The sequence below is a fragment of the Aeromonas sp. SCS5 genome (genome assembly GCF_001887375.1).
In the GTDB taxonomy this organism is placed as follows: domain Bacteria; phylum Pseudomonadota; class Gammaproteobacteria; order Enterobacterales; family Aeromonadaceae; genus Aeromonas; species Aeromonas jandaei.
The window spans coordinates 57164-83118 of record NZ_LFCS01000011.1 but is presented as its reverse complement, the minus strand read 5'-3'; the positions used below and the strand labels follow the sequence as shown (position 1 = coordinate 83118).

General features: G+C 60.7%; 24 protein-coding genes. 11 read left to right on the top strand and 13 right to left on the bottom strand.

Annotated elements, in window-relative coordinates; all coding sequences use genetic code 11:
- Positions 1–51: 51 nt before the first annotated feature.
- The 5 genes from purE to BS300_RS15255 all read right to left on the bottom strand — a co-directional run bounded on the left by purE (position 52) and on the right by BS300_RS15255 (position 3918).
- Positions 52–555, bottom strand: a complete 504-nt coding sequence (purE, locus tag BS300_RS15275) for a 5-(carboxyamino)imidazole ribonucleotide mutase (protein ID WP_033114778.1) — start codon at positions 553–555, stop codon at positions 52–54.
- Positions 556–629: 74 nt separating this feature from the next.
- A complete protein-coding gene (locus BS300_RS15270) occupies positions 630–1187 on the bottom strand; it encodes a type I DNA topoisomerase (RefSeq protein ID WP_071913754.1) in 558 nt (185 codons plus the stop codon).
- A 55-nt stretch (positions 1188–1242) separates the two neighbouring features.
- A complete protein-coding gene (locus tag BS300_RS15265; RefSeq protein ID WP_071913751.1) occupies positions 1243–1716 on the bottom strand; it encodes a DUF494 family protein in 474 nt (157 codons plus the stop codon).
- The gene (gene dprA, locus BS300_RS15260) at positions 1709–2824 is read right to left on the bottom strand and encodes a DNA-processing protein DprA (protein ID WP_071913749.1); all 1116 of its coding nucleotides are present in this window, start codon (positions 2822–2824) and stop codon (positions 1709–1711) included. Before dprA ends, BS300_RS15265 begins: the two co-directional genes overlap by 8 nt.
- 2 nt (positions 2825–2826) lie before the next feature.
- Positions 2827–3918, bottom strand: a complete 1092-nt coding sequence (locus tag BS300_RS15255; RefSeq protein WP_071913746.1) for a LysM peptidoglycan-binding domain-containing protein — start codon at positions 3916–3918, stop codon at positions 2827–2829.
- Between the two features lie 108 nt (positions 3919–4026).
- Between BS300_RS15255 and def the strand changes: the two genes are divergently transcribed.
- From def to BS300_RS15230, 5 genes are all read left to right on the top strand, one after another.
- Complete coding sequence (gene def, locus BS300_RS15250; RefSeq protein WP_041209500.1) at positions 4027–4539, top strand: peptide deformylase; 513 nt, start codon at positions 4027–4029, stop codon at positions 4537–4539.
- A gap of 12 nt (positions 4540–4551) precedes the next feature.
- Positions 4552–5496, top strand: a complete 945-nt coding sequence (fmt, locus tag BS300_RS15245) for a methionyl-tRNA formyltransferase (RefSeq protein ID WP_071913744.1) — start codon at positions 4552–4554, stop codon at positions 5494–5496.
- A gap of 60 nt (positions 5497–5556) precedes the next feature.
- Positions 5557–6849, top strand: a complete 1293-nt coding sequence (gene rsmB, locus BS300_RS15240) for a 16S rRNA (cytosine(967)-C(5))-methyltransferase RsmB (RefSeq protein ID WP_041209498.1) — start codon at positions 5557–5559, stop codon at positions 6847–6849.
- Positions 6850–6928: 79 nt separating this feature from the next.
- Positions 6929–8305: a Trk system potassium transporter TrkA gene (gene trkA, locus BS300_RS15235; RefSeq protein ID WP_033114770.1), complete on the top strand. Its 1377-nt coding sequence runs from the start codon at positions 6929–6931 to the stop codon at positions 8303–8305.
- A gap of 96 nt (positions 8306–8401) precedes the next feature.
- On the top strand, positions 8402–9844 hold the full coding sequence (locus BS300_RS15230) for a TrkH family potassium uptake protein (protein WP_041209496.1): 1443 nt from the start codon (positions 8402–8404) through the stop codon (positions 9842–9844).
- Between the two features lie 475 nt (positions 9845–10319).
- Here BS300_RS15230 and typA read toward each other — a convergent pair whose 3' ends face one another.
- Positions 10320–12131 carry a translational GTPase TypA gene (gene typA, locus BS300_RS15225; RefSeq protein ID WP_041209495.1) on the bottom strand — a complete coding sequence of 604 codons (1812 nt, stop codon included), beginning with the start codon at positions 12129–12131 and terminating at the stop codon, positions 10320–10322.
- A gap of 351 nt (positions 12132–12482) precedes the next feature.
- On the opposite strand from typA, the gene glnA reads away from it, so the two are divergent.
- The 5 genes from glnA to add all read left to right on the top strand — a co-directional run bounded on the left by glnA (position 12483) and on the right by add (position 18295).
- Complete coding sequence (gene glnA, locus BS300_RS15220; protein ID WP_041209494.1) at positions 12483–13892, top strand: glutamate--ammonia ligase; 1410 nt, start codon at positions 12483–12485, stop codon at positions 13890–13892.
- A 114-nt stretch (positions 13893–14006) separates the two neighbouring features.
- A complete protein-coding gene (locus tag BS300_RS15215) occupies positions 14007–14588 on the top strand; it encodes a DUF4124 domain-containing protein (protein ID WP_071913742.1) in 582 nt (193 codons plus the stop codon).
- A gap of 80 nt (positions 14589–14668) precedes the next feature.
- On the top strand, positions 14669–15724 hold the full coding sequence (gene glnL, locus BS300_RS15210) for a nitrogen regulation protein NR(II) (RefSeq protein ID WP_043850701.1): 1056 nt from the start codon (positions 14669–14671) through the stop codon (positions 15722–15724).
- A 9-nt stretch (positions 15725–15733) separates the two neighbouring features.
- On the top strand, positions 15734–17152 hold the full coding sequence (gene glnG / locus BS300_RS15205; RefSeq protein WP_041209491.1) for a nitrogen regulation protein NR(I): 1419 nt from the start codon (positions 15734–15736) through the stop codon (positions 17150–17152).
- A 141-nt stretch (positions 17153–17293) separates the two neighbouring features.
- Positions 17294–18295: an adenosine deaminase gene (add, locus tag BS300_RS15200; RefSeq protein ID WP_071913867.1), complete on the top strand. Its 1002-nt coding sequence runs from the start codon at positions 17294–17296 to the stop codon at positions 18293–18295.
- Positions 18296–18434: 139 nt separating this feature from the next.
- Here add and rmuC read toward each other — a convergent pair whose 3' ends face one another.
- Together rmuC and BS300_RS15190 are read right to left on the bottom strand one after the other, a co-directional pair.
- Entirely contained in the window at positions 18435–19775 is a 1341-nt protein-coding gene (gene rmuC, locus BS300_RS15195) for a DNA recombination protein RmuC (RefSeq protein WP_071913740.1), read from the bottom strand.
- The gene (locus BS300_RS15190) at positions 19772–19987 is read right to left on the bottom strand and encodes a hypothetical protein (protein ID WP_071913737.1); all 216 of its coding nucleotides are present in this window, start codon (positions 19985–19987) and stop codon (positions 19772–19774) included. Before BS300_RS15190 ends, rmuC begins: the two co-directional genes overlap by 4 nt.
- A 141-nt stretch (positions 19988–20128) precedes the next feature.
- Here BS300_RS15190 and BS300_RS15185 point away from each other — a divergent pair, with 141 nt between their 5' ends.
- The gene (locus tag BS300_RS15185) at positions 20129–20650 is read left to right on the top strand and encodes a ferredoxin-type protein NapF (protein WP_033114761.1); all 522 of its coding nucleotides are present in this window, start codon (positions 20129–20131) and stop codon (positions 20648–20650) included.
- A 53-nt stretch (positions 20651–20703) separates the two neighbouring features.
- Here the strand turns inward: BS300_RS15185 and BS300_RS15180 are convergent, their stop codons facing one another.
- The 5 genes from BS300_RS15180 to BS300_RS15160 all read right to left on the bottom strand — a co-directional run bounded on the left by BS300_RS15180 (position 20704) and on the right by BS300_RS15160 (position 25887).
- Positions 20704–21156, bottom strand: coding sequence for an Rrf2 family transcriptional regulator (locus tag BS300_RS15180; protein ID WP_033114760.1), 453 nt, complete (start codon positions 21154–21156; stop codon positions 20704–20706).
- A 321-nt stretch (positions 21157–21477) separates the two neighbouring features.
- Positions 21478–22317, bottom strand: a complete 840-nt coding sequence (locus BS300_RS15175) for a PfkB family carbohydrate kinase (protein WP_019445767.1) — start codon at positions 22315–22317, stop codon at positions 21478–21480.
- Between the two features lie 106 nt (positions 22318–22423).
- Positions 22424–23395, bottom strand: a complete 972-nt coding sequence (locus tag BS300_RS15170) for a LysR substrate-binding domain-containing protein (RefSeq protein WP_071913734.1) — start codon at positions 23393–23395, stop codon at positions 22424–22426.
- 183 nt (positions 23396–23578) lie between these two features.
- Positions 23579–24307 (bottom strand): glutamine amidotransferase, encoded by a 729-nt coding sequence (locus tag BS300_RS15165; protein ID WP_005357481.1) that lies wholly within the window; start codon positions 24305–24307, stop codon positions 23579–23581.
- Between the two features lie 83 nt (positions 24308–24390).
- Complete coding sequence (locus BS300_RS15160) at positions 24391–25887, bottom strand: CoA-acylating methylmalonate-semialdehyde dehydrogenase (protein ID WP_071913732.1); 1497 nt, start codon at positions 25885–25887, stop codon at positions 24391–24393.
- Positions 25888–25955: the final 68 nt, after the last annotated feature.

Below are 25955 nucleotides of genomic sequence, written 5' to 3'. Positions count from 1 at the left end.
AACCCGGCATCCCGGAGGGGAAGGTCGTGCAACTGGCGGCCACCTAGAAACTTACTTGAGCTGCGCCTGCAGGGCAGCATCTTTCGCCATCACCTCTTCGGCGCTCTTCTGGCGTTCGGCACGCACTCTTGCGGCCAGCTCGTCGTCAGCGACAGCCAGCAGCTGAGCTGCCAGATAACCGGCATTCTTGGCTCCCGCCTTGCCGATGGCAACCGTCGCTACCGGTACGCCGCCCGGCATCTGCACGGTAGAGAGCAGCGCATCCAGCCCTTTCAGCGGGCCACCATCGATGGGCACCCCGATCACGGGACGCGTGGTGATACCTGCAACTGCCCCTGCCAGATGGGCAGCCAGACCGGCAGCACAGATAAATACCTTACAGCCACGGGCCTCGGCATCGGTCACATACTGGTGGGTCGCAGCCGGAGTCCGGTGGGCTGAAGTCACTTTGACTTCCACTGTGATATCAAACGACTTGAGCACTTCAAGGGTGGCTTGCATCACGGGGAAATCAGAGTCAGAGCCCATCAGTACGGCAACAAAGGGTTTCTTCATGGTGGGAATTTCCTTACTCCAAGTGGGGGGTTGAAGTTCGCCGAAAACGTTTTAGTTCCGTTATGGCGGCGCGATTATACCCGCTCACTTTGATGGCCGCATTTCTTTTGCGGACAGACCCAGCGCAGCGTTCCCCGCACCTTTTTCTCCACCATGATGCCCCAGCCACACTGCGGGCAAGGCATGGGAACCGGCTTGTCATTAACCACATATTTGCAGTGTGGATAGCCGTCGCAGGAGTAAAACTGCTTGCCGTAGCGGGAGGTGCGGCTCACCAGGTGGCCCTTGCCACACTCCGGGCAGAGGATCTGGGTATCGTCGCTCTCCTGCAGGGATTCGATATGCTGGCAGGCCGGATAGTGAGTACAGCCGACAAACAGACCATAGCGCCCCTTCTTGATCGCCAGCGGCTGACCGCATTCGGGACAGGCAGAGCCATCGAGCACCTTCTCGATATCGCGGCCGGATGGCGTCAGAGAACGAATATAGTCACAGGCGGGGTAGGCAGAACAACCGAGAAAGGGGCCATGTTTGCCCTGACGGATCACCAGCTCGGCCCCGCACTGCGGGCACGGCTCGCGCTCGAAGGCATGTTCGTGGGCTGAAAAGAGGTGATGATCGATTTTTGACATGGGCCGCGCCTTGAAATCCAGATGGTCTGAATTCTACCAGCGCGGCACCGGACTGTCAGTGAATGACGCCGTCTGACTCGTCAAACACCAGCTCTTCCATCTGCTGGTAGGCATTTTCACTGCCCGGCACGTTGAATAGCACCATCATGACGACCCACTTGAGGTCATCCAGCTCGATGTCCGGCTTATCCAGCTCGAGCAGGCGCTCGATGCAGATCTCGCGGGTCTCGGCGTTAAGTACCTGAGCCTGCTCCAGAAACAGCAGGAAACCGCGGCACTCGGTGCTGAGACGAGCCAGCTCTTGCGGAGCATAGATACGAATGGAGCCTTGCGCGCTGGCGGCTACATAGACCTCACGCTCGCTGTCATGCAGATTGGCCAGCCGCTCCAGCCAGGTCAGCGCCTTGTCGATCTCTTCCTTGTCAAAGCCGGCACGGCTCAGCTCGTCGGTGAGTTCATTCTGCTCGACCATCACATCTGCATCGCTGTGGATGTAGGTCTCGAAAAGGTACATCAATACATCAAACATGATTCACCCTCCTCGCTCTGACGTATCCACCGGCGACCGCCGTGACTGCTCCGGCCAGCTCCAGCTCTACCAACCTGCCTAATACCACTTCGACAGGAAGCTGGGCCCGCTCGGCGACGGTATCCACACTTGTGGTCTCGTAATCTACGTTATCCAACAAATCTGCATAAGGCAATTCGCTATTATGCGATTGCTCAGATGATACGACCGGTTCCGGCAACCGCACTGCCCATTCGGGCAGCTCTTCCACTATATCGGCCGCACTCAACACAAGTTTGGCCCCCTGCTGAATTAATTTATTGCACCCGGTTGCCTGCCCGTTTTGCGGCGCTCCGGGCACCGCAAATACCTCGCGGCCCTGCTCAAGCGCATAGCGCGCCGTAATGAGTGAACCACTCTGCTCGGTAGCCTCAACCACCAGAGTGCCAAGGGATAAACCACTGATGATACGGTTGCGGCGGGGAAAATGTTCAGCCAGCGGCCCTTTGTCCGGCGCCAGCTCGGAAATCAATACGCCGCCCCGCTCGAGTATTGCAGCAGCCAGCGCTTGATGACGTTTGGGATAGAGCTGATCCAGCCCTGACCCCAGCACAGCCAGGGTCATGCCTCCGGCGGCCAGGGCCTGCTGATGGCAGACACCATCGATGCCAAGCGCAAGACCCGAGGTAATTGCCAAGCCACAGCCAACCAGCTCGCAACAAAGACGGGCTGCATTATCCTTGCCGGCATAGGTTGGATGGCGGGTTCCCACCATTGCCAGCTGTGGAAGAGACAAAGCAGAAAGCTCGCCACGGCAGTAGAGCAGCAAGGGGGCGGCGGGGATCTCCCTGAGCAAGGGAGGGTAAGCGGGATGATCCTGCGGAAGTAGTGCATTGCCGAGCTGGGTCGCCCACATCAGGCTCTGCTCGACAACAGGTGATGGCCAGCGCAATTGGCGGATCTGTTCTGACGACAATCCCATCTGGTGCAACTGCGTTTCGTCACACTGAAACAGTTGCTGAATATCGCCGCCAACCCGCTCCAGCAGACGGGATGCCGTCACCGGGCCAATCCCGGTGACTGCATCCAGCGCGAGCCAGAGTGCAAGGCGATCGTCAGGATAGTGCACGGTCAGAAGTGAGTTACCTGATAACCAGTACTCACCATGTCCTTGCTCTGCATGATGAGGCCGTAACTCAGCTTGTCATACACTTTGAACAGCATGACCCGGGCAATCGCTTCGGAAGGCAGTGGCGCCTTTTTGTTGCTGCTGTAAAACACCTTGTTGTAGACCGACGAGAGCTCTTTGTACTGGACGGTACCATTCTTGGTGACCAGCGCAGCACCGGGACGGCGGATGTCGAGCACATCGCCCGCCGACAGCAGATCCCGACTCCCCTTGTTGATGAGCACCACATCGAACTTGCCGCCGCCTCGAGCCTTGCTGGGCAGGTCGACGATATAGCCCGGCTGGATGGCAGGTGCCGCCTTGGGCATGAATACGGCAGGCATGCTCTCCTGCTCGGGTAGCGGCATCACCTTGTCACCCTGCAACACCTCCCTCTGGTTGTGGGTCAGAGTCACTTCGGTGCGATCACCATCCAGGCGCGCCACCGCTCGAACGATACCGGTGAGCACGGCCTCTTGCCCAAGCAGCTCGCCCGTATCGCGATCCTTGTAGATTGCACCGGGATGGTACACGCCATACACCTGGCCCGGGGTCAAAGCCCCCTGGACATAGAGGGTGTCCCCCTCCAGCATGCCGATATGTTTTTCATCCGACCCCAGCAGATAAGGCAGTTTCTTCCCCTGCTGAGCGTTGGCAAGAATATGGTCGGTCTGCAAAAACGGGCCAATCTCGCTGATAGGAAGGGTGGGAATGGGATTGGCTTTGCTCTCATAGCGGTTTTTCGGGCTCAGGCGGATGACCTGCTTGCCCCCTTGCATCGCCTTGCCAAGGCGGGGTTCGCCATTGACCCAGCTCAGTTGCAGCACGTCACCCGGGTAGATCCAGTGGGGATTGGCAATCTGCGGATTGATATTCCAGAGACGGGGCCAGAGCCAGGGCTCGGAGAGATACTTGCCGGAGATGTCCCACAATGTGTCGCCTTTTTGCACGACATAGCTCTCGGGATAGCCGGCTTTAAGCTTCAGCTGGCCGGCCAGCAGAGTCGGGCTCGCGGCAACCAGCAGACAGGCCAGGATGGTTCGCTTCAGATACATAACACTCCCTGTTACTTCTGCGCGCAAAGTGTTGCTGTTTTTTGTCGGCGTAAATGACTAGAATTACGCCAATATTGACTGCATTTATACGAAACTAAAGAAAAAACTATGGCCATTCTAGATGTATTGCGTTTTCCCGATGAGCGCTTGCGCACCGTCGCAGCCCCTGTCGAGACCTTTACACCCGAGTTACAGCAAATTGTAGATGATATGTTCGAAACCATGTACGCAGAGGAAGGCATCGGCCTGGCTGCAACACAGGTGGACATTCATCAGCGCATCATAGTGATCGATGTCTCTGAAAACCGTGAAGACCCTCTGGTATTGATCAATCCGGAAGTCATCTCCCAGTGCGGCAGCACCGGCATCGAGGAGGGTTGCCTCTCCGTGCCCGGCAGCCGAGCTCTGGTGCCGCGCGCCGAACAGATCAAGATCCGCGCGCTGGATCGCCACGGCAAGCCGTTTGAACTGGAAACGGACGACCTGCTCGCCATCTGCATCCAGCACGAGATGGACCACCTGATGGGCAAGCTGTTTGTGGATTACCTGTCCCCGCTCAAGCGCCAGCGCATTCGCCAGAAGCTGGAGAAGATGGCCCGTGAAGATCGCAAAGCCCTCTGAGGATCTGCCCCGTTGAATAAGTTGAAACTGATTTTTGCCGGTACTCCCGACTTCGCCGCCCGTCACCTGGCGGCGTTGTTGTCTTCCGACCACGAGGTCGTCGCCGTTTATACCCAGCCGGACAAGCCCGCCGGTCGCGGCCAGAAGCTCACCGCCAGCCCGGTCAAAGAGCTGGCGCTGGCCCATTATCTGCCAGTTTATCAACCGGCTAGCCTGCGCAAGGAAGAGGCGCAAGCCGAGCTGGCAGCCCTTGGCGCCGATCTAATGGTCGTCGTGGCCTATGGCCTGATCCTGCCCAAAGCGGTGCTCGATACCCCGCGTCTGGGTTGCATCAACGTCCATGGCTCCCTGCTGCCACGCTGGCGCGGTGCCGCACCGATCCAGCGCTCCATCTGGGCGGGCGATGCCGAAACCGGCGTCACCATCATGCAGATGGATGTGGGGCTGGATACCGGCGCCATGATCCGCAAAGTGACCTGCCCAATCGCCGCCGACGAGACCTCCGCCAGCCTCTATGACAAACTGGCCGAGCTGGGCCCGCAGGCACTGGTCGACACCATCGACGCCATGGCCGCCGGCGACACCGCGGCCGAAGTGCAGGATGATGCGCTGGCCAACTACGCCGAGAAGCTCTCCAAGGAAGAGGCCCGCATCGACTGGTCGATGGACGCCGTCGCCATCGAGCGCTGCATCCGCGCCTTCAATCCCTGGCCCATCAGCTGGTTCGAAGTGGCTGGCCAGACCGTCAAGGTATGGCAAGCCGCCGTCATCGACAGCGACCATGGCCAGCGCGCCGGAACCCTGCTCAAGGCTGACAAGCAGGGGATCGATATCGCCACCGGCAAAGGGGTACTGCGCCTGCTGACCCTGCAGCCGCCCGGCAAGAAGGCGATGTCCGTGACGGACCTGCTCAACTCTCGCCGCGACTGGTTTGAACCCGGCACGCAATTGAATTGAACTGGATTGAATTGACACAAGCGGGGCTCAGGCCCCGACTTGCGCATCTAAGGTAACACTATGAAAACACGCGCACAGGCTGCTCTCGTTATTCAACAGGTGCTGGATCAGGGCCAGTCCCTCTCCGCCGTTCTGCCTGCTGCCCAGGAGAAGGTTGCGCCCCGCGATCGCGCCCTCCTGCAAGAACTCTGCTACGGTACCCTGCGCTGGCTGCCCCGCCTCGATGCAGCGGTCGGCGAGATGATGGACAAGCCGCTCAAGAACAAGAGCCGCATCTTCCACTACCTCATTCTGGTCGGCCTCTACCAGCTCATCTACACCCGCATTCCGGCTCACGCCGCGGTGGCCGAGACCGTCAACGCAGTCAAACTGCTCAAGGGCACCTCCCTGCGTGGCCTCATCAACGGCGTGCTGCGCAACTTCCAGCGCAGCGCCGAAGTGATTCTGCTGCGTATCGACCGCGTGCCGAGCGTGCGCCTCGGTCACCCCGAGTGGCTCACCAAGCGCCTGCGTCAGGCTTATCCCGACGAGTGGGAGTTCATCATGGAGGCGAACAACCAGCGCCCCCCCATGTGGATCCGCAACAACAGCCAGCGCCAGAGCCGCGAGCAGATGCTGGCCCGCATGGCCGAAGCCGGCATCAATGCGGTGGCCGGTGAAGAGGGCGAGGATTGCATCCTGCTGGAGCGTCCCTGCGATGTGACCAAGCTGCCCGGCTTCGAAGTCGGTGACTGCTCGGTACAGGATGGTGCAGCACAACAGGCTGCCGCCCTGCTCGACCCGCAACCGGGTGAGTGGGTGCTGGATGCCTGCGCCGCCCCCGGCGGCAAGACCGCCCACCTGCTGGAGCGTCAACCCAAGCTGGCCGGCGTGGTCGCCGTCGATGCCGACGAGAACCGCCTCAAGCGGGTGCAGGAGAACCTGGATCGCATCGGCCTGACCGCCAAAGTGATCCATGGCGATGCCGCGGCGCCGGAACAGTGGTGGCCGGAGGGCCAGTTCGACCGCATCCTGCTGGATGCCCCCTGCTCCGCCACCGGCGTTATCCGTCGCCACCCCGACATCAAATGGTTGCGCCGCGATCAGGACATCCGTGAGCTGGCCGAGCTGCAACGCCGCATTCTGAACGCCCTCTGGGGCAAGCTGAAGAGCGGCGGCACCCTGCTTTACGCCACCTGCTCCGTCCTGCCGGAAGAGAACCGCGAACAGATCCGCGCCTTCCTTGCCGCGACCAAAGATGCCAAATTGGTACCGTTGCACGAACAGGACACCCCGGATTGCCCGGGTCGCCAGTTCCTGCCGGGTGAAGCCGAGATGGATGGCTTCTACTACGCCAAGCTGGTCAAGCTGTGACGCTGACATGCTTCTTCCGGGGCAATCGCCATGCTGGCGGAATGCCCCTTTACTGCCTCAACGTGAGTAGACGTTCCCTATGAAAATCATCATTTTGGGAGCCGGCCAGGTCGGCGGCACTCTGGCCGAGAACCTGGCCGGAGAGAACAACGACATCACCATCGTCGATACCGACAGTGAGCGCCTGCGCGAACTGCAGGACAAGTTTGACCTGCGGGTGGTCAACGGCCATGGCGCTCACCCCAAGGTGCTGCGCGAAGCGGGCGCCCAGGATGCCGACATGCTGGTCGCCGTCACCAACAGTGACGAGACCAACATGATCGCCTGTCAGGTCGCCTACTCCCTGTTCAACACCCCGAACAAGGTGGCGCGGATCCGTTCGCCCGCCTATCTGACCGAGCGGGATCGCCTGTTCCTGCCGGAATCGGTGCCGGTGGATCACCTGATCGCACCGGAGCAGCTGGTGACCGACTATGTACGTCGCCTGATCGAGTATCCGGGTGCCCTGCAAGTGGTTGATTTCGCAGGTGGCCGCGTCGGTCTGGTGGCGGTCAAGGCCTACTACGGCGGCCCGCTGGTTGGCAATGCGCTCTCCACCCTGCGCGAGCACATGCCCAACATCGAGACCCGGGTAGCGGCCATCTTCCGTCAGGGCCGCCCGATCCGTCCGCAAGGCACCACCATCATCGAAGCGGATGACGAGGTGTTCTTCGTTGCCGCGGCAGGCCATATCCGCGCCGTGATGTCGGAGCTGCAGCGCCTCGAGAGCCCCTACCGTCGCATCATGATCGTCGGTGGTGGCAACATCGGTGCAGGTCTCGCCCGCCAGCTGGAGAAGCGCTACAGCGTCAAGCTTATCGAGCGCAACCAGAAGCGGGCGGAGCAGCTCTCCGAACTGCTGGAGAACACCATCGTCTTCTGCGGCGATGCGGCGGATCAGGAGCTGCTGGCCGAGGAGCACATCGACCAGATCGATGTCTTCATCGCCGTCACCAACGAGGATGAGGCCAACATCATGTCGGCGCTGCTTGCCAAGAAGATGGGGGCCAAGAAAACCATGGTGCTGATCCAGCGCGGCGCCTACGTCGACCTGGTGCAGGGCGGTTCCATCGATATCGCCATCTCGCCGCAGCAGGCCACCATCTCGGCCCTGCTGACCCACGTGCGCCGGGCCGATATCGCCAACGTCTACAGTCTGCGCCGCGGCGCTGCCGAGGCGATTGAGGCGATTGCCCACGGCGACGAGAACACCTCCAAGGTGGTCGGCAAGACGGTAGGCGAGCTCAAGCTGCCGCCGGGCACCACCATAGGTGCCGTAGTGCGCGGGGATGAGGTGCTGATCGCTCACGACCGCACCAGGATCCAGCAGGATGACCACGTGGTCATGTTCCTGGTGGACAAGAAGTACATCCCGGAAGTGGAACGGCTGTTCCAGCCCAGCCCCTTCTTCCTGTAACGGGCCCATGGCCACTCACTGTCACGCCAGACCCGGCTCAGCCCCACCAGGGGGATGCTCCGGGTCTTTTTTCAATCACCGACCAGGTTATCGAACATGATCAAGCTGCGTCCCATCATCTTTACTCTCGGGCTGGTGCTCTCCAAGCTGGCGCTCTTCATGTGGCTGCCGACCCTGCTGGCTCTGCTGACCGGCTCCGAGGGGTTCGTCGAGTTTCTCAAATCGGTGCTCATCACCCACGGCGCCGCCCTGCTCTGCCTCCATTACGGGCGCAAGGCGGAGTTTCATCTGGGGGTGCGGGAGATGTTCCTGCTCACCACCTCGGTCTGGGTGGTGGCCTGTATCTTCGGGGCGCTGCCCTTTGTCTTCATCACCCACATCAACTTTACCGACGCCTACTTCGAGACCATGTCGGGGGTGACCACCACCGGCTCTACCGTGCTCTCCGGCCTCGACAACATGGCCCACAGCATCCTGCTGTGGCGTTCCATCCTGCAGTGGCTGGGCGGGGTCGGCTTTATCGTAATGGCGGTAGCTGTGCTGCCCTACCTCAACGTCGGCGGCATGAAGCTGTTCCAGACCGAGAGCTCGGACTGGTCGGATAAAAGTGCGCCACGGGCCAAGACGGTGGCCAACAACATAGTGCTGGTCTATCTGGTGCTCTCCATGCTCTGCATGATGGCCTACTGGGCCAGCGGCATGACGCTGTTCGAGGCGATCAACCACTCGATGACCACCCTCAGTACCGGCGGCTACTCCACCTCCGATCAATCCATGTCCCACTTCTCCAACTCGGCACACTGGATTGGCACCCTGTTCATGTTCCTTGGTGGCCTGCCCTTCCTGCTTTACGTGCAGAGCCTCAACCACCGGGATTACAGCCTGTTCAAGGATGCCCAGGTGCGCGGCTTCTTCTGGCTGGTGGTCTGGGTCACCGCCATCATGACCTTCTACCTGTGGGAGCGGAACCTGTTCGACTTCTGGGATGCCCTGCGCATCAGCTGCTTCAACATCGTTTCGGTGCTTACCACCACGGGCTTTGGCCTCGGTGACTTCGGTACCTGGGGGCCGCTGGCCAGCATCACCTTCATCGTGCTGCTGGCGCTTGGCGCCTGCTCGGGCTCGACTGCGGGCGGCCTCAAGATCTTCCGGGTACAGGTGGCCTTTGCCCTGTTCAAGAAGCAGATGCGCCAGCTGATGCACCCCTCCGGCGTATTTCCCCAGAAGTACAACGGCCGGACGGTCAACGACGCCATCATCCGCTCGATGATCTCCTTCGTGCTGGCCTACTTCGCCATCATTCTGGTGATCGCGGCGCTGCTGGCCGCCATCGGGCTCGACCCCCTCACCTCCATCTCCAGTTCCATCACTGCGGTTGCCAACGTGGGGCCGGGGATGGGGCCGGTGGTCGGCCCCAGCACCAACTTTGCCAGCCTGCCCGACTCGGCCAAGTGGCTGCTGTCGTTCGGCATGCTGCTGGGACGGCTGGAGATCCTGACGGTCGCAGTACTCTTCTTCCCCTCGTTCTGGCGCCAGTAACGCGCAAGTAGCGACGCCCTCCACCGGTTGATAACACGCGGTGGAGGGCGTCGTTTTTTATGCCCCTGATCGGGCACCGCCCTGTAACGGCTTGGCATGAGCCACAGAGTGCTTCAGGCAGCCCACTTTGCTCACATAAGGTAAAGCTGGGTCATTAAGACAAAATCCATAAATTAAATTTATAGCGATTGCTTTGGCTCACCCATAAGAGCCCGCCCCTGCCAACAGGCCCGGTAAGACCATCTTCCGATCTGCAGAGCCCAGCCTCCAGAACACGCCCTCTGCATCGAGCCATAGCAAGCCAAACGCCCATTGAAAGCCTGTCACGCCCGGCAGCAGCGCTTATCCACAAGGCAAGGTGCAACCGTTCAGCCCAGCCCAACGCAGATAAAAAAAGGCCCAAACCTGAGGTTTGGGCCTTTCTATCAGCGAATCGTCAGCAACCGCGAGGGCTACCGAGACTCAGCACATGGGATTAACCACGGCCAGAGCGCTTGCGATCCAGCTCGGTCAGCAGCTTCTTACGGATACGGATGCTCTTCGGAGTCACTTCTACCAGTTCATCGTTGTCGATGAACTCGAGAGCCTGTTCCAGAGTCATGCGGATCGGCGGAGTCAGAACCTGAGCTTCGTCGGTACCGGAGGCACGCATGTTGGTCAGCTGCTTGCCTTTCAGGCAGTTAACGGTCAGGTCGTTGGAACGGGAGTGGATACCGATCACTTGGCCTTCGTACACTTCGGTCGCGTGACCGATGAACAGACGACCGCGGTCTTGCAGACCGAACAGGGCGTAAGTCAGTGCCTTACCGGTAGCGTTGGAGATCAGCACGCCGTTCTGACGCTCACCGATGCTGCCACCCTTGTGCGGACCGTAGTGGTCGAAGGTGTGGTACAGCAGACCGGTACCGGAGGTCATGGTCATGAACTCGGTCTGGAAGCCGATCAGGCCACGGCTCGGGATCATGAAGTCCAGACGGACACGACCCTTGCCATCCGGGGTCATGTTGGTCATTTCGCCCTTACGCAGACCCAGTTGCTCCATGACGGAACCCTGGTGCGCTTCTTCCACGTCCACAGTTACGGTTTCGAACGGTTCTTGCAGTTCGCCGTCAACGGTACGCAGGATTACTTCCGGACGGGATACCGCCAGCTCGTAACCTTCGCGACGCATGTTTTCGATCAGGATGGAGAGGTGCAGTTCACCACGACCGGATACACGGAACTTGTCCGGATCATCAGTCTCTTCCACGCGCAGGGCCACGTTGTGGACCAGCTCCTGGTTCAGACGCTCCAGAATGTTGCGGGAGGTCACGAACTTGCCCTCTTTACCGGCGAACGGTGAGGTGTTGACCTGGAAGGTCATGTTCACGGTCGGCTCGTCAACGGAGAGCGGCGGCAGCGCTTCAACAGCACCGTTGTCGCAGATGGTGTCGGAGATCTTCAGCTCGCCCAGACCGGTGATGGCGATGATGTCGCCAGCTTGCGCATCGGCAACTTCGGTACGGGACAGGCCCAGATAGCCCAGCACCTGACCGACTTTACCGTTGCGGGTCTTGCCGTCGGCACCAACGATGGTGACCTGCTGGTTGGTCTTGACGCGACCACGGGTGATACGGCCGATACCGATAACGCCCACATAGGAGTTGTAGTCCAGCTGGGAGATCTGCATCTGGAACGCGCCTTCGGTGTCAGCTTTCGGGGCTTCCACGTTGTCGACGATGGCCTGGAACAGCGGCTCCATGTTCTCGGACTCGACGTCCTGATCCATGGTGGCCCAACCGTTCAGTGCAGAGGCGTAAACCACTTTGAAGTCCAGCTGTTCGTCAGTCGCGCCCAGGTTGTCGAACAGGTCAAATACCTGATCCATTACCCAGTCAGGACGAGCACCCGGACGGTCAACCTTGTTGATGACCACGATCGGCTTCAGACCCTGAGCGAACGCTTTCTGGGTCACGAAACGGGTTTGCGGCATCGGGCCGTCTACGGCGTCAACCAGCAGCAGCACGGAGTCAACCATGGACAATACGCGCTCAACTTCACCACCGAAGTCGGCGTGACCCGGGGTATCAACGATGTTGATGCGGTAGTCATTCCAGCGGATCGCAGTGTTCTTGGCGAGAATGGTGATGCCACGTTCCCGTTCCAGATCATTGGAGTCCATGATCCGTTCCTGGCCTTCCGTGGAGCGGTCCAGGGTACCGGACTGCTGCAGCAGTTTGTCCACCAGCGTCGTTTTGCCGTGGTCAACGTGCGCAATAATCGCAATATTGCGTAAATTCTCTAACATTCTCGCCTCAATCACCGGGTAAAATTGGGCGCTAATTGTACTCTTGCCTTTGTGATCTGCCTAGCAGAATTGCAGTACATTCGCGCATGACAACGGATCTGGATCATAGACCTCGTCTGTAAACCCTGCTTATATGGGGTGCGACCGCATCTTGCGCACTATTTCAGTGCACCAAAACGATCCGCGGTCGCACTATTTTGATGCAACACCAGTCGAGATTGCCTGCTTTTGGGGAACCACCGAGACGGGATTGCCCAGAAATCAGGCTGTCACAAACTTGGCACGATACTGGCTTATGTGAATACGACGACGCATTCACCCAGAGAGTTTTAACACCGGAGGTTATTTAGCATGTCAGTCCAGAACGTTTTGGCCCTGATCCAGGAACACGAAGTCAAGTTTGTTGATCTGCGCTTTACCGACACCAAGGGCAAAGAGCAGCACGTATCCATCCCTGCCCATCAGGTTGATGAAGATTTCTTCGAAGACGGCAAGATGTTCGACGGCTCCTCCATCGGTGGCTGGAAAGGCATCAACGAATCCGACATGGTACTGATGCCGGATGCCGCCTCCGCCAAGCTGGATCCCTTCACCGAAGAGACCACTCTGAACATCGTGTGTGACGTGCTGGAGCCTGCTACCATGCAGGGCTACGACCGCGACCCGCGCTCCATCGCCAAGCGCGCCGAAGATTTCCTGAAGTCCAGCGGTATCGCTGACACCGTGCTGTTCGGGCCGGAGCCGGAATTCTTCATGTTCGACAACATCACCTTCTCCAACACCATGGGCCACAGCTTCGTGAAGATCGAATCCGAAGAAGCTGCATGGAACTCCGGTACTGCCTATGAGCATGGCAACAAGGGCCACCGTCCGTTCGTGAAAGGCGGTTACTTCCCGGTTGCGCCGGTCGACTCCTCCCAGGATATCCGTGCCGCCATGTGTCTGGTGCTGGAAGAGATGGGCCAGGTTGTTGAAGCTCACCACCACGAAGTGGCTACTGCCGGTCAGAACGAGATCGCTACCCGCTTCAATACTCTGACCCTGAAAGCGGACGAAGTGCAGGTACTGAAGTACGTGATCCACAACGTGGCCCACGCCTACAACAAGACCGTCACCTTCATGCCGAAACCCATGTTCGGTGACAACGGCTCCGGCATGCACTGCCACCAGTCTCTGGCCAAGAACGGCGTCAACCTGTTCGCCGGCGACCTGTATGGCGGTCTGTCCGAGATGGCGCTGCACTATATCGGCGGTATCATCAAGCACGCCAAGGCCATCAACGCCTTCGCCAACCCGACCACCAACTCCTACAAGCGTCTGGTTCCGGGTTATGAAGCACCGGTCATGCTGGCCTACTCTGCCCGCAACCGCTCTGCCTCCATCCGTATCCCGGTGGTACCGAGCCCGAAAGCCCGTCGTATCGAAGTGCGCTTCCCGGATCCGGCAGCCAACCCGTACCTGGCCTTCGCAGCTCAGCTGATGGCCGGTCTGGACGGTATCATCAACAAGATCCATCCGGGCGATGCCATGGACAAGAACCTGTACGACCTGCCGCCGGAAGAGGCTGCAGAAGTACCGACCGTTGCCGGTTCTCTGGACGAAGCACTGGCCGCTCTGGATGCAGACCGTGAGTTCCTGACTCGTGGCGGCGTGTTCAGCGATGACTTCATCAACTCCTACCTGGAACTGAAACAGCAGGATGTTGACCGTGTGCGTATGACCCCGCACCCGCTGGAGTTCGAGCTGTACTACTCCGTCTAAGCCGGAAACAGCTGTCCGGTTAATCGGACCAGCTTGCCCAATCGTGACAAAACCCGCCATCTGGCGGGTTTTTTCTCTGATAGGATTAAGCAAGATACCGTCAAGGAGAGATGGATGAACAACAAGTATGGCATCGGGCTTGTCGCCCTCCTGTTGCTGACCTCGTTTGGTACGCATGCCGCCAAGGTCTACTCCTGGGTCGATGGCAATGGCGTCACCCACTACACAGATGCCCCTCCTCCCGGCAAGAAGGTAAAGGAAGTCGATCTGCGCACGGCCCCCTTCTTAAGCGGAGCCCCCCGTTCGGTACAGGTGGAGAACTTCAACTCCCTGACCGGTGTCGATGCCAGCAAGAAGAAAGAGGCAGCCAAGCTGGTCATCGCCCTGCTTTCACCGGAACAGGGCAGCACCCTGCGCGACAACACCGGCAATATCGTCTTTCAGGGCCAGATCAGCCCCAAGCCCCCCACCCAGTATGATGTGCGCCTGACCCTGGATGGCAAAGCTGCTCCCCTTGTCAGCAACAGCCTCTCGATCCGGATCGAAAACGTCGATCGCGGCGCCCACGAGGCCCAGCTCGAACTGCTCGCCAAAGACGGTACGATCCTTGCTAAATCGACTCCAGTCACCTTTTACCTGCATAGAGCAAGCGTGGATCCGGCTCCCAAACCCACCCCCAAAGCCAACCAGGGGTGATATAGCGCACCGATGCGGGTAAACTCAATGCACCATATCGGTGCATTGCAGGTGCACAGCACCGTTTTAGGGAGAAACCAGTGCCAACCCGCTCGGACAACGCCAAAACACTCTTGGATAATTTGCTGACCGCCGTGATCCTGATGGATGAACGGCTCTGCATCCAGTTCGTCAATCCTGCCGCCGAGCAGCTGCTCTCTCTCAGTGAACGGCGGCTGATCGGCATCGAACTGCCCCATCTGCTGGAACATATCTCCCTCGACCTGCAACGACTGAAACAGTGCCTCGTTTCGGGGCAGGGCTTTACCGATAGCGAAGTGACTCTGGTTGTAGAGGGAGAACCGCGGTTGGTAGAGCTGAGTGCTACTCCCATGGCCGACCACGAGCAGCGCCTGCTGGTCGTGGAGCTGCGCAAGATCGACCAGCAGAAAAAGATCAGTCAGGAGCAGCAGCAGCATGCCCAGCAGCTGGCAGCCAAAGAGCTGGTCCGCGGTCTCGCCCACGAAATCAAGAATCCCCTCGGCGGCCTGCGCGGCGCAGCCCAGTTGCTGCAAAAAGAGCTGCCCGACCCGGCCCTGCGCGAATATACCGGCATCATCATTGAACAGGCCGACCGGCTGCGGGTCCTGGTCGATCGGCTGCTCGGCCCCCAGCGCCCCGGCCGCCACCAGATGCACAATGTCCATTCGGTGCTGGAGCAGGTACGCCGACTGGTGGAGCTGGAGCTGCCACCGACGGTGCGCATCGAGCGGGATTACGATCCCAGCATCCCCGAATTCGAGATGGAGCCGGATCAGCTGCAGCAGGCGTTTCTCAACATAGTGCGCAACGCTGCCGAAGCGCTGGGGGATCAGACCGGGCTTATCCGCATCAAGACCCGCACTGCGTTCCAGATCACCATCCACGGTCAGCGTTACCGGCTGGCAGCGGAGATCAAGATCATCGACAACGGCCCCGGTATTCCCGATGCCATTCGCGACACCCTGTTCTATCCCATGATCACCGGCAAAGAGGGCGGCACCGGGCTTGGCCTCTCCATCGCCCAGAACCTGATCGACCAGCACAAGGGGAAAATCGACTGCATCAGCTGGCCAGGCCACACCGAATTCACCATTTTTCTACCGCTTCGCAAGTAAGGGAACACCATGACAGCCAAAGTGTGGATCGTCGACGATGACAGCTCTATCCGCTGGGTGCTGGAACGCACCCTCGGCAGCGAAGGCTTCAACTGCGAGAGCTTTGCCGATGGTGAAGCCCTGCTGCACGCCCTTGAGCTGCGCTCGCCCGATGTCATCCTCTCCGATATCCGGATGCCCGGTATCGACGGCCTGAGCCTGCTGGAGCAGATCCACCGCCGTCAGGCCGATCTGCCCATCATCATCATGACCGCCCACTCGGATCTCGACAGCGCGGTCAACGCCTACCAGCGCGGCGCCTTCGAGTACCTGCCCAAACCGTTCGACATCGACGAAGCGGTGACCCTGGTGCGGCGCGCCGAGAATCACCTCAAGGAGCAGCGCACCAAGCGCAAGTCTCGCCAGCAAGAGGCGACAGCCACCCCGGAGATCATCGGTGAGGCGCCGGCGATGCAGGAAGTATTCCGCGCCATCGGCCGTCTCTCGCGTTCCAGCATCTCGGTGCTGATCAACGGCCAGAGCGGTACCGGCAAGGAGCTGGTCGCCCACGCCCTGCACAAGCACAGCCCGCGCGCCCACAAAAACTTTATCGCCCTCAACATGGCGGCGATCCCGAAAGATCTCATCGAATCCGAGCTGTTCGGTCACGAGAAGGGGGCTTTCACCGGTGCCAACAACATCCGCCACGGCCGCTTCGAGCAGGCCGACGGCGGCACCCTGTTTCTCGACGAGATCGGCGACATGCCGCTTGATGTGCAAACCCGGCTGCTACGGGTGCTGGCCGATGGCCAGTTCTACCGGGTCGGTGGCCACCAGCCGGTGCAGGTGGATGTACGGATCATCGCAGCCACCCACCAGAATCTGGAGAAGCGGGTCGCCGATGGCGAGTTTCGCGAGGATCTGTTCCACCGCCTCAACGTCATTCGCATCCATATTCCTGCCCTCAAGGAGCGCCGTGAGGATATTCCCCAGCTGGCCCGTCACTTCCTGTTGCGCGCCGCCAAGGAGCTAAACGTGGAGGCCAAGAGCCTGCATCCGGATACCCAGGCCTATATCAGCCGCCTGCCCTGGCCGGGTAACGTGCGCCAGCTGGAAAACGTCTGCCGCTGGCTCACCGTGATGGCCTCCGGGCAGGAGGTGCTGGTGAGCGATCTTCCCCCCGAGCTGCTTACCCCCATCACCCACAACGCCGAGCCCGGTCAACCGGCGTTGCCCGGTTGCTGGCAACAGCAATTGCAGGAGTGGGTGGCCAGCAAGCTGGCGCTGGGAGAGACAGACATCCTGGCCGATGCCATGCCGCAGTTCGAGCGGATCATGCTGGAGACGGCGCTGGAGCATACCCACGGCCACAAGCAGGAGGCGGCCCGTCTGCTTGGCTGGGGTCGCAACACCCTCACCCGCAAGCTGAAGGAACTCGATCTCTCCTGAGTCCCGGGGAAAAACGATTCCCATCACGCCTTGATAAATCACCGACCAATAAGACCCCGTTTGCCAGCAAACGGGGTATCTTTTTTGAAAGCCCCGCCTAGAATGGCAGGCTTTCAAACCCGACTCGAAGAAGGCGCCATCATGATTGACAGATCTCTCCCCCTGACCGACCTGCACCGCCATCTGGACGGCAACATCCGTCCGCAGACCATCCTCGAGCTGGGTCGCCAACACAATATCCAGCTGCCCGCCTTCGAGCTGGAGGCGCTGCGCCCCCACGTACAGATCGTCGAGAACGAGCCAAGTCTGGTCGCCTTCCTGAAGAAACTGGACTGGGGTGTTGCCGTGCTGGCCGACTACGACGCCTGCCGCCGGGTTGCCTACGAGAACGTGGAAGACCTGCTGCGCGCCGGTATCGACTATGCCGAGCTGCGCTTCAGCCCGGCCTACATGGCGATGGCCCACAGGCTGCACCCGCAGGGTGTGGTGGAAGCCATCATCGACGGCGTGGCCGCGGGCAGCCGTGACTTCGGCATCAAGGCCAATCTGATCGGCATCATGAGCCGCACCTTCGGCACCGAGCAATGCAATCAGGAGCTGGCCGCCTGTCTGGCCCACCGCGACAAGCTGGTCGCCATCGATCTGGCCGGTGACGAGCTGGGCTTCCCGGGGGAACTCTTTGTCGACCACTTCCACAAGGTGCGCGATGCAGGCATGCGCGTCACCGTACACGCTGGTGAAGCCGCTGGCCCCGAAAGCATTTGGCAGGCCATTCGCGAGCTGGGTGCCGAGCGTATCGGCCACGGTGTCAAAGCGATTCAGGATCCGGCCCTGATGGCCTATCTGGCCGAGCACCGCATCGGCATCGAATCCTGCCTCACCTCCAACGTCCAGACCACCACGGTGGCGATCCTGACCGAACACCCGATCCGCCAGTTCCTGGCTGCTGGCGTGCTGGCTTGCCTCAACACCGACGACCCGGCGGTGGAAGGGATCGACCTGCCCCACGAATATGAAGTGGCCGCTCCGGCCGCGGATATGACCGCCAGCGAAATCCGCACCGCCCAGCAGAATGGCCTGACCCTGGCCTTCCTGAGCGATAGCGAGAAAGCCGAGCTGAGCGCCCGCGCCGCCAGCCGCTGATTAACATCGGTATTGCAAATAAAAACGGCCCACTTCGGTGGGCCGTTTGCTGTTCAGCTTTCTGATGATGGGCAAACGGTAGATAGTAAAAGGCCCAAACCGGGTTTGGGCCTTTTGCTGATGGCGATGCAGGGGAAAACTACTCCCGCTCCTTATCACGCTCCAGCGCCCGCTCAACCAGCGGCTCGGGCAGGCTCTTGGTCACTTCGACCCCCAACTCGCGGAAACGCTCGACCTGGGCAATCAGGTTGCCACGGCCGTTGACCAGCCGTCCCATCGCCTTGTCGTAGCTCTCCTGCGCCTTGTGCAGGCTGCCGCCCATCTGCTGCATCTCCTCAACAAACAGCCGCAGCTTTTCGTAGAGGCGACCGGCCCGTTCGGCAATCTGGCGGGCATTCTGGTTCTGCCGCTCGTAGCGCCACAGGTTCTCGATGGTGCGCAGCGCCACCATCAGATTGGTGGGGCTCACCAGCAGGATGTTGTTGTCGAGACCGTAACGCACCAGCGAGGGATCTGCCTCCATCGCGGTGAGGAAGGCGGGCTCCACCGCCACGAACATCAGCACATAGTCGAGAGTACGCACCCCGGGCAACTGCTGGTAATCCTTGCGACCCAGCTCGCGGATATGGTTGCGCACCGAGGCGACGTGCTCCTTGAGCGCCACCGCCTTCTCCAGCTCTTCATCAGCGTTGTACCAGCGCTCGTAGGCGGTCAGCGACACCTTGGCGTCGATGATGATGTCTTTCTCTTGTGGCAGGTGGACGATCACGTCGGGCTGGTAGCGCTTGCCCTTCTCCACCTCGATATTGACCTGGGTGTGGTACTCGTGGCCCTCACGCAGGCCGCACTCGCTGAGGATCCGCGCCAGCACCACTTCACCCCAGTTGCCCTGCTGCTTGCTGTCGCCCTTGAGGGCGCGGGTCAGGGCCGCGGCCTCTTCGGTCATGCGGGCATTGAGCTCGGCGAGGCGCTCCAGCTCGAACTTGAGACTGTGGCGCTGGGCCGTTTCCTGCGCGTGGGTCTCCCCCACCTGGCGGCGGAAGCCCTCCAGCTGCTCCTTGAGCGGAGTGAGCAGCAGATCGAGGCTGTTCTGGTTGAGTTCACGGAAGTTGCCGGAGTTTTGCTCGAAGATTCGGTTGGCAAGGTTCTCGAACTGCTGGCTGAGGCGCTGCTCCGCCTCCTGTTGCAGTTGCAGCTTCTCGGCGGCGGCCAGCCGCTCGCTGCGCAGGGTCGCTTCCGCATCCTTGAGACGTGCGGTGAGTTTGATGAGCAGGCTCTGCTGCTGATCCAGCTTCTGCTGCCCCTGTTGACGCTCATCCTGCAACTCGTCAAAACGCTCCTGCAGCGCCTGATAACGCTCCTGTGCCAGCAGCAGCTCATGAGCCTGCGCCGTGCTGCTGCGCCGGCCAATCAGCCAGCCTGTTCCGAGTGCCAGCAGGGCGGCTGGCAGCAGGATGACCCAGAGCCCGGGCTCGATCATTTACGGCTCCGTTGGCGCAGGAAGAGTTCGAGATAGCGGTTGGCCAGCAGCCAGAGCAGCACGTAGATGAGGTAGGCGGCGAGCACCACCCACTTGTGGCTGTTGACCCCGGTATCGAGCTCGACGAACTCGATACCCTTGATGCGGCAGTAGCCCCACATCAGCAGGGGAAAGACATAGAGCAGGGACGAACGCCAGAGAAATAACCACATATGTTTTCATTCAACCACGGAAAAGAGACCCGCCTAGCTTACACAAGGGCAACAGCCCTTGCGATCCTGACGGCTGCTATTCTCTGGCCTGCCCTCGCAAACTTCGATAAAATTAACCCCTAATAGGTATCAGGGGTGGGCATGACTCATTATTTCCTCCGTTGGCTGACACAAGGTTGGCAAGCTTCACGCAAACCCGCGGTGGTTTGCCATGAAGCGCGCCCGCCGTGGGCGATCGAGGAGTCCCAGTACCTCACCCTCTGCACCCGCTGTGGCGAGTGTTTCAAGGCCTGTCCGCGCGGTCTGCTCAAACCGGCCACCCAGGAGGAGTACGAGGGGAGCCCGATTGCTGGCACCCCGGTGCTCGATCTCGCCTGCGGCCAGTGCAGCTATTGCGGCAGCTGCGCCAGAGCCTGTCCGACCGGCGCACTCGACTTGCAACTGGGCCGTCAGGTGCAGACCCGGGTCCAGATTGAAGAGAGCTGTCAGGCCCGTCAGGGCTTCTACTGCCTGCTCTGTGAAGATGCCTGCCCCCAGCAGGCAATCAAGGCCACAGCCGATGGCATCAACGTCAACATGGATGCCTGCAATGGCTGCGGTGCCTGTGGTCTCGCCTGTCTGCACGGCGCCATCACCCTGATCCGCCAGCCGGGCAATCGCTGACAAGCAAAAGGGGCCATCAGGCCCCTTTCCTATCTGTTCTTGTTTCCTGCCCATCAGGCCATTGCCAGAATGGACTCCTGCTCGATGCCCAACAGGTGGCAGAGACGGTTCGGATCGCGCACCGCATCGGCCAGGGTGTACTCACCCAGCACTTCGAGGAAGGCGTTCATGGCGCGGCGCAAAATGCCCTGAATGCGGCAGCCACCGGAGAGACGGCAGTTCTCGCGCTTGCAGTCGACCGGACAGAGCACATGCTCCATATCCATCACCACATCGCGCAGGTTGATGGAGACTGCGGAGCGACCGAGCCGGATACCGCCATGCTTGCCACGCACCGTCTCGATGTACCCCTTGATGCCGAGCTGGTGCACTATCTTGACCACGTGGTTGCGAGAGATGCCGAAGGTATCGGCCACTTCGGTAATGGTCGACAGGCGATCGCCCGGCTGCACCGCCAGGAAGGTCAGGGTACGCAGGGCGTAGTCGGTAAATCGTGTCAGTTGCATGGTCGCACTTGCCTCTTACTACAAGCCAGGAATCAGGACAACAACATTGAGCTAAGAGGCAGGAGACAACCGATTTGCCTCTGTCCACCAGAGGGGGGCCTGTCTCTTAATCTGAGTTGCGGAGTGACAAGGTTAAGAGCAGCACAACCGGGTGTCGATGAAGATGCACATAAATCGACACTTTCTTTGATTGATCGCAAACTTGCCGGGTTAGCCCGGCGTTTGCCTCCATTCTGGCGGCTAAATTTCCCGAAATTCCTCGCTGCCGCCCCCAACACACAAGAGGGGAAATCCCCCTTCGAACAGTGAATGAACAGGGCATCAGTGGGGCTGCTTCAGCCAGTTTTTCAGCGCGACCGAGGGGATGGAACTCTCGGAGGCGACAGCAAACGCGCCCCAGTCCACCGCACACTGCAAGGCATCCTTGATCGCCATGCCTCGTGCCAGACCATGGATCAATCCGCCAGCGAAAGCATCCCCTGCCCCCGTGGTATCGACCACCGAGACTGGCCGGGCGGCGACCCTGATCTGCTCCTCACCATGGATGGCCACTGCGCCCGCCTTGCCTTCGGTCAACACCAGCCACTCGAGCTGTTCCCCCGCCAGCTGACGGGCGTGTTGCCAGGGGTCGCTCACCTCGCCGAGATCGGAGCGAGAGGCCACCAGCACGTGGCAGGGACGGCGCGCTTGGCCACCCTTGGGATACTGGGCCACCACGAAGCTCTTGCCGAGCATCTGGCGCATGTAGCTGATGATGGCGGTACCGGGATAGTTCACGTAGAGGCAGTCGATCCCCTCCAGCGGCAGATCACCGGGCAGATCGGGGCGTCGTGGGCGGCGCAGTATGGTGCGCTCGCCGGTGGAGTCCACCAGGATCAGCAGCTCACCGGTCTCGCCGCCAAAGCGCTCCACATGGCTGCAATCCAGCCCGTAACCGGCCGCCTGCTCCAGCAGCCAGTCGCCGGTCTCGTCCAACCCGATGCGGGAGGCGATGGTCACCTCGTGACCTGCCCACACCAGCCCGATGCCGGTATTGGCTGCGCCGCCCCCCAACCTGCGCCCCTGATCCACATATTGCAGCCGGGCCCCCGCCACCAGCGGTTCGGAGAGGGATAGCACATGATCACAGTTGAGATTGGCAAGCAGCAGAATGCGGGACATAGAGACCTCGGACGATGGAGATAGCCCAAAAGAGACAGGCTGAACCCCGAGTAGAGCCCAGCCTGACAGAAGAGACAACCGGCAGCGATCGGGAATCCGATCGGGATCAATAGATGGGCAGCTCTACCCCGGCCAGCAGCTCGTCGATGCGCGCCTGGGTCGGTTGCTGCATCACGCTCTGGATCACCTCCTTGGTGAGGTGGGGCGAGAAGGAGCTGATGAAGTCATACATGTAGTTCTGCAGCAGGATGCTCTTGCTGAAGCAGATCTGGGCAGGGCAGGGCTTGAACAGGTGCTCCAGATTGATGGAGACCAGCCCGGGGCTGTCGGTGTCGTTGGCCACCAGCGAGGAGATGATGCCGATGCCAAAGCCCAGCTCCACGTAGCGTTTGATCACCCCGGCGTCCATCACCGTCATGTAGTAGCTCGGGGTGAGACCGGCGGCATGGAATACCTCGTCCTGTACCTGACGACCGGTGGCGCCACTCTCGTAGCTGAGGATGGGGTAGTGGCAGAGCTGCTCCAGGGTCGGCTTCTTCACCTTGGCCAGCGGGTGATCCTGCGGCACCACCAGCGAGAGGGTCCAGAGGTAGGCGGGCAGCGCGATCAGCTCCTTGTCGAAGCCAATCTCGTGGGCAACGATGGAGAAATCGGAGTAACCCTTGCTGATCTGCTCCTTGCTCGCCGACATTACCGGATGGAGGTGGAACGAGATCTTGGGATACTTCTTGGTGAAGTAGGTGACCGACTTGGGCAGCAGGTAGCGGGCGATGGTGTGGGTGGTGTGAATATTGAGGGTGCCCACGGTCGGGTCCAGATACTCGCGGGAGATCGCCTTGATCTTGCTCTCGATATTGAGCATCGCCTCGGCACACTTGATGATCTCTTCCCCCACCGGCGTAATGCGGTGCAGGTGCTTGCCACGGCGCTCGAAGATCCGCACCCCCAGCTCGCTCTCCAGCAGGCCAATCTGTTTGCTGACCCCCGGCTGACTGGTGAAGAGCGCATCGGAAGCCACGGACACATTGAGGTTGTGGTCCCGGATCGCGATCAAATACTTCAATTGCTGTAGTTTCAAGGCGTCACACTCTCACACTGGTTTGGCTCAGACAGGTTTGGCTCAGGCCGGGACGGCAATCAAGCCAGACAAACAGGCCGCCACATGGGCGGCCAGTGTACCATCCGATCCCGACATCTCAGCGCTTGATCCTTCATTTTGCTACAAAATCTAGCATCCGAAGGGGTGGCTGACAAACCGGGCTCAGGCCGCGCCAGCCCGCAGCGGCAGGATCCCCAGAAACTGCAGCAGCCACTGCATCATGGTCGCCGAATCCACCTCTCCCTCCAGCGAGGAGAGGCTGCTCTGGTAGCGCTCGTCGGGCAACAGGCCACGGCGCCGCTCGATCAGCGCCCGGTTGTACTCCACCGAGAACTCCGGATGCCCCTGAATGGCGACGATGTGATCACCCTGCAAAAACATGAAGTTGGGACAAAAGTCGTTGCCCGCCAGCCGGGTTGCCCCCGGCGGCAGCAGGGCCACCTGATCCTGATGGCTGGCCAGAATGCGGATCTGATCCCGCGCCGGCGCCATCCAGGGCTCATCTGCCAGCATGGGGTGCACCGACACTCCCAGCCCCCACCCCTTGGTAGACTTCACCACCTCGCCGCCCAGCGCCTGGGCGATCACCTGATGACCGAAGCAGACACCGGCCAGCTTGACGTCGGCATCGTGCGCCTGGCGGATCCATGCCCGCAGTGCCTGAATCCAGGGGATATCGCTATAGGCGTCGTGGCGCGAGCCGGTGATGAGCCAGGCATCGCACTCGTGCAGATCCTCCGGCAACTCCCCATCAAGGGCAGACCAGACCCGAAATTCCAGTTCGGGGGCCAGGGCCGCAAAGCCCCTGATAAACATCTCGGAGTAAACGGGGCCAAAACGATCCGCCAGATCGGGATCGAGCCGGTCACAATCGAGAATTCCCAATCGCATCTGTTGTTCCTTTACAGAGTTCGCCCCCGCCAATCAACGACCGGCGGGGGCAAGAGGTTAGGCCATGAACACGCGCCAGCGCGTCACTTCATGGTCGGCATGGAGAACTCGGCACCACTGCGCAGGCTCTGGGGCCAGCGCGCCGTCACCGTCTTCATCCGGGTATAAAAGCGAACCCCATCCGGCCCGTGCATGTTGAGCGGCCCGAAGATGGAGCGCTTCCAGCCGCCAAAGCTGTGAAACGCCATCGGCACCGGAATGGGAACGTTCACCCCTACCATACCGACCTGCACCCGCGCCGTGAAGTCCCGCGCGGTGTCGCCGTCACAGGTAAAGATGGCGGTGCCGTTGCCGTACTCGTGCTCGTTGATGAGGCGCAGCGCCGTCTCGTAATCCGGCACCCGCACGATAGAGAGCACAGGGCCAAAGATCTCCTCCCGGTAGATGCGCATCTCGGGGGTCACCTCGTCAAACAGGCAGCCGCCGATAAAGTAACCCTCGTCGTGGCTCAGCGTGCGACCATCGACCCGCAGCGCGGCCCCTTCGGCCACCCCCTGATCCACGTAGCCACGCACCTTGGCCAGATGCTCCTTGCTGATCAGCGGCCCCATTTCGTTCTCCGGGCTCTGGCCCAGACCGGGGCCCACCCGCAGCTGTTCCACCAGCGGCGTCAGTTTGGCTACCAGCGCATCGGCGGTCTCGTCACCCACCACCACGGCTACCGAGATCGCCATGCAGCGCTCGCCCGCCGCCCCATAAGCAGCACCCATCAGGGCGGAGACCGCCTGATCGAGATCCGCATCCGGCATCACCACCATGTGGTTCTTGGCGCCGCCCAGCGCCTGTACCCGTTTGCCGTGGGCCGAGGCGGTGGCATAGATGTACTGGGCGATGGGGGTGGAGCCGACAAACGAGACGGCACCCACTCGCGGGTCGGTCAGCAGCACATCCACCACCTCCTTGTCACCGTTCACCACGTTGAGCACGCCATCCGGCAGACCGGCCTCCTTGAGCAGCTCGGCCATCCGCAACGAGAGGGAGGGATCCTTCTCGGAGGGTTTGAGAATAAAGGTATTGCCGCAGGCGATGGCGACCGGGAACATCCAGAGCGGCACCATGGCCGGGAAGTTGAAAGGGGTGATACCGGCGCAGACCCCCACCGGCTGCATCATGGAGTAGCTGTCTACCCCACGGCCGACGTTGAGGGAGTGCTCCCCCTTGAGCAGATGGGGAATGCCGCAGGCAAACTCCACCACCTCCAGCCCACGGGTCAACTCACCCTGCGCATCGGAGAAGACCTTGCCGTGTTCGCGGCTGATCAGCTGGGCAAGCTCGTCCCTGTGCTGCTCCATCAACTCCTTGAAGCGGAAAAAGACCCGGGCCCGCACCAGCGGGGGGGTTTGCGACCAGTCGGCAAAGGCGCGTTCGGCGATGGCGATCGCCTCCTGACACTCGGCGGCGCTGGAAAGCCCCACACTCCCCTGCTGGTTGCCGCAGGCTGGGTTGAAGATGGCCCCCTGGCGCTCGCTGCGACTCTCCTGCGGCTGGCCGTTGATGAAGTTGCTGACCCTGTATGTCATGTATCCTCCGTGATAACTGATGTGGTAAATGCGCTGAGCAAATCAACGCAAGGCCCCGCCAGTGCGGG

What these genes read in the sequence shown, in the direction of transcription:
- BS300_RS15215 (WP_071913742.1), top strand. Translation starts at nt 14,007, where the DNA reads ATGAACAACAAGTATGGCATCGGGCTTGTCGCCCTCCTGTTGCTGACC.
- BS300_RS15190 (WP_071913737.1), bottom strand. Translation starts at nt 19,987, where the DNA reads ATGTGGTTATTTCTCTGGCGTTCGTCCCTGCTCTATGTCTTTCCCCTG.
- BS300_RS15165 (WP_005357481.1), bottom strand. Translation starts at nt 24,307, where the DNA reads ATGCGATTGGGAATTCTCGATTGTGACCGGCTCGATCCCGATCTGGCG.
- glnG (WP_041209491.1), top strand. Translation starts at nt 15,734, where the DNA reads ATGACAGCCAAAGTGTGGATCGTCGACGATGACAGCTCTATCCGCTGG.
- glnA (WP_041209494.1), top strand. Translation starts at nt 12,483, where the DNA reads ATGTCAGTCCAGAACGTTTTGGCCCTGATCCAGGAACACGAAGTCAAG.
- rmuC (WP_071913740.1), bottom strand. Translation starts at nt 19,775, where the DNA reads ATGATCGAGCCCGGGCTCTGGGTCATCCTGCTGCCAGCCGCCCTGCTG.
- BS300_RS15180 (WP_033114760.1), bottom strand. Translation starts at nt 21,156, where the DNA reads ATGCAACTGACACGATTTACCGACTACGCCCTGCGTACCCTGACCTTC.
- BS300_RS15175 (WP_019445767.1), bottom strand. Translation starts at nt 22,317, where the DNA reads ATGTCCCGCATTCTGCTGCTTGCCAATCTCAACTGTGATCATGTGCTA.
- rsmB (WP_041209498.1), top strand. Translation starts at nt 5,557, where the DNA reads ATGAAAACACGCGCACAGGCTGCTCTCGTTATTCAACAGGTGCTGGAT.
- BS300_RS15270 (WP_071913754.1), bottom strand. Translation starts at nt 1,187, where the DNA reads ATGTCAAAAATCGATCATCACCTCTTTTCAGCCCACGAACATGCCTTC.
- typA (WP_041209495.1), bottom strand. Translation starts at nt 12,131, where the DNA reads ATGTTAGAGAATTTACGCAATATTGCGATTATTGCGCACGTTGACCAC.
- add (WP_071913867.1), top strand. Translation starts at nt 17,294, where the DNA reads ATGATTGACAGATCTCTCCCCCTGACCGACCTGCACCGCCATCTGGAC.
- BS300_RS15255 (WP_071913746.1), bottom strand. Translation starts at nt 3,918, where the DNA reads ATGTATCTGAAGCGAACCATCCTGGCCTGTCTGCTGGTTGCCGCGAGC.
- BS300_RS15185 (WP_033114761.1), top strand. Translation starts at nt 20,129, where the DNA reads ATGACTCATTATTTCCTCCGTTGGCTGACACAAGGTTGGCAAGCTTCA.
- BS300_RS15160 (WP_071913732.1), bottom strand. Translation starts at nt 25,887, where the DNA reads ATGACATACAGGGTCAGCAACTTCATCAACGGCCAGCCGCAGGAGAGT.
- trkA (WP_033114770.1), top strand. Translation starts at nt 6,929, where the DNA reads ATGAAAATCATCATTTTGGGAGCCGGCCAGGTCGGCGGCACTCTGGCC.
- purE (WP_033114778.1), bottom strand. Translation starts at nt 555, where the DNA reads ATGAAGAAACCCTTTGTTGCCGTACTGATGGGCTCTGACTCTGATTTC.
- BS300_RS15230 (WP_041209496.1), top strand. Translation starts at nt 8,402, where the DNA reads ATGATCAAGCTGCGTCCCATCATCTTTACTCTCGGGCTGGTGCTCTCC.
- BS300_RS15265 (WP_071913751.1), bottom strand. Translation starts at nt 1,716, where the DNA reads ATGTTTGATGTATTGATGTACCTTTTCGAGACCTACATCCACAGCGAT.
- def (WP_041209500.1), top strand. Translation starts at nt 4,027, where the DNA reads ATGGCCATTCTAGATGTATTGCGTTTTCCCGATGAGCGCTTGCGCACC.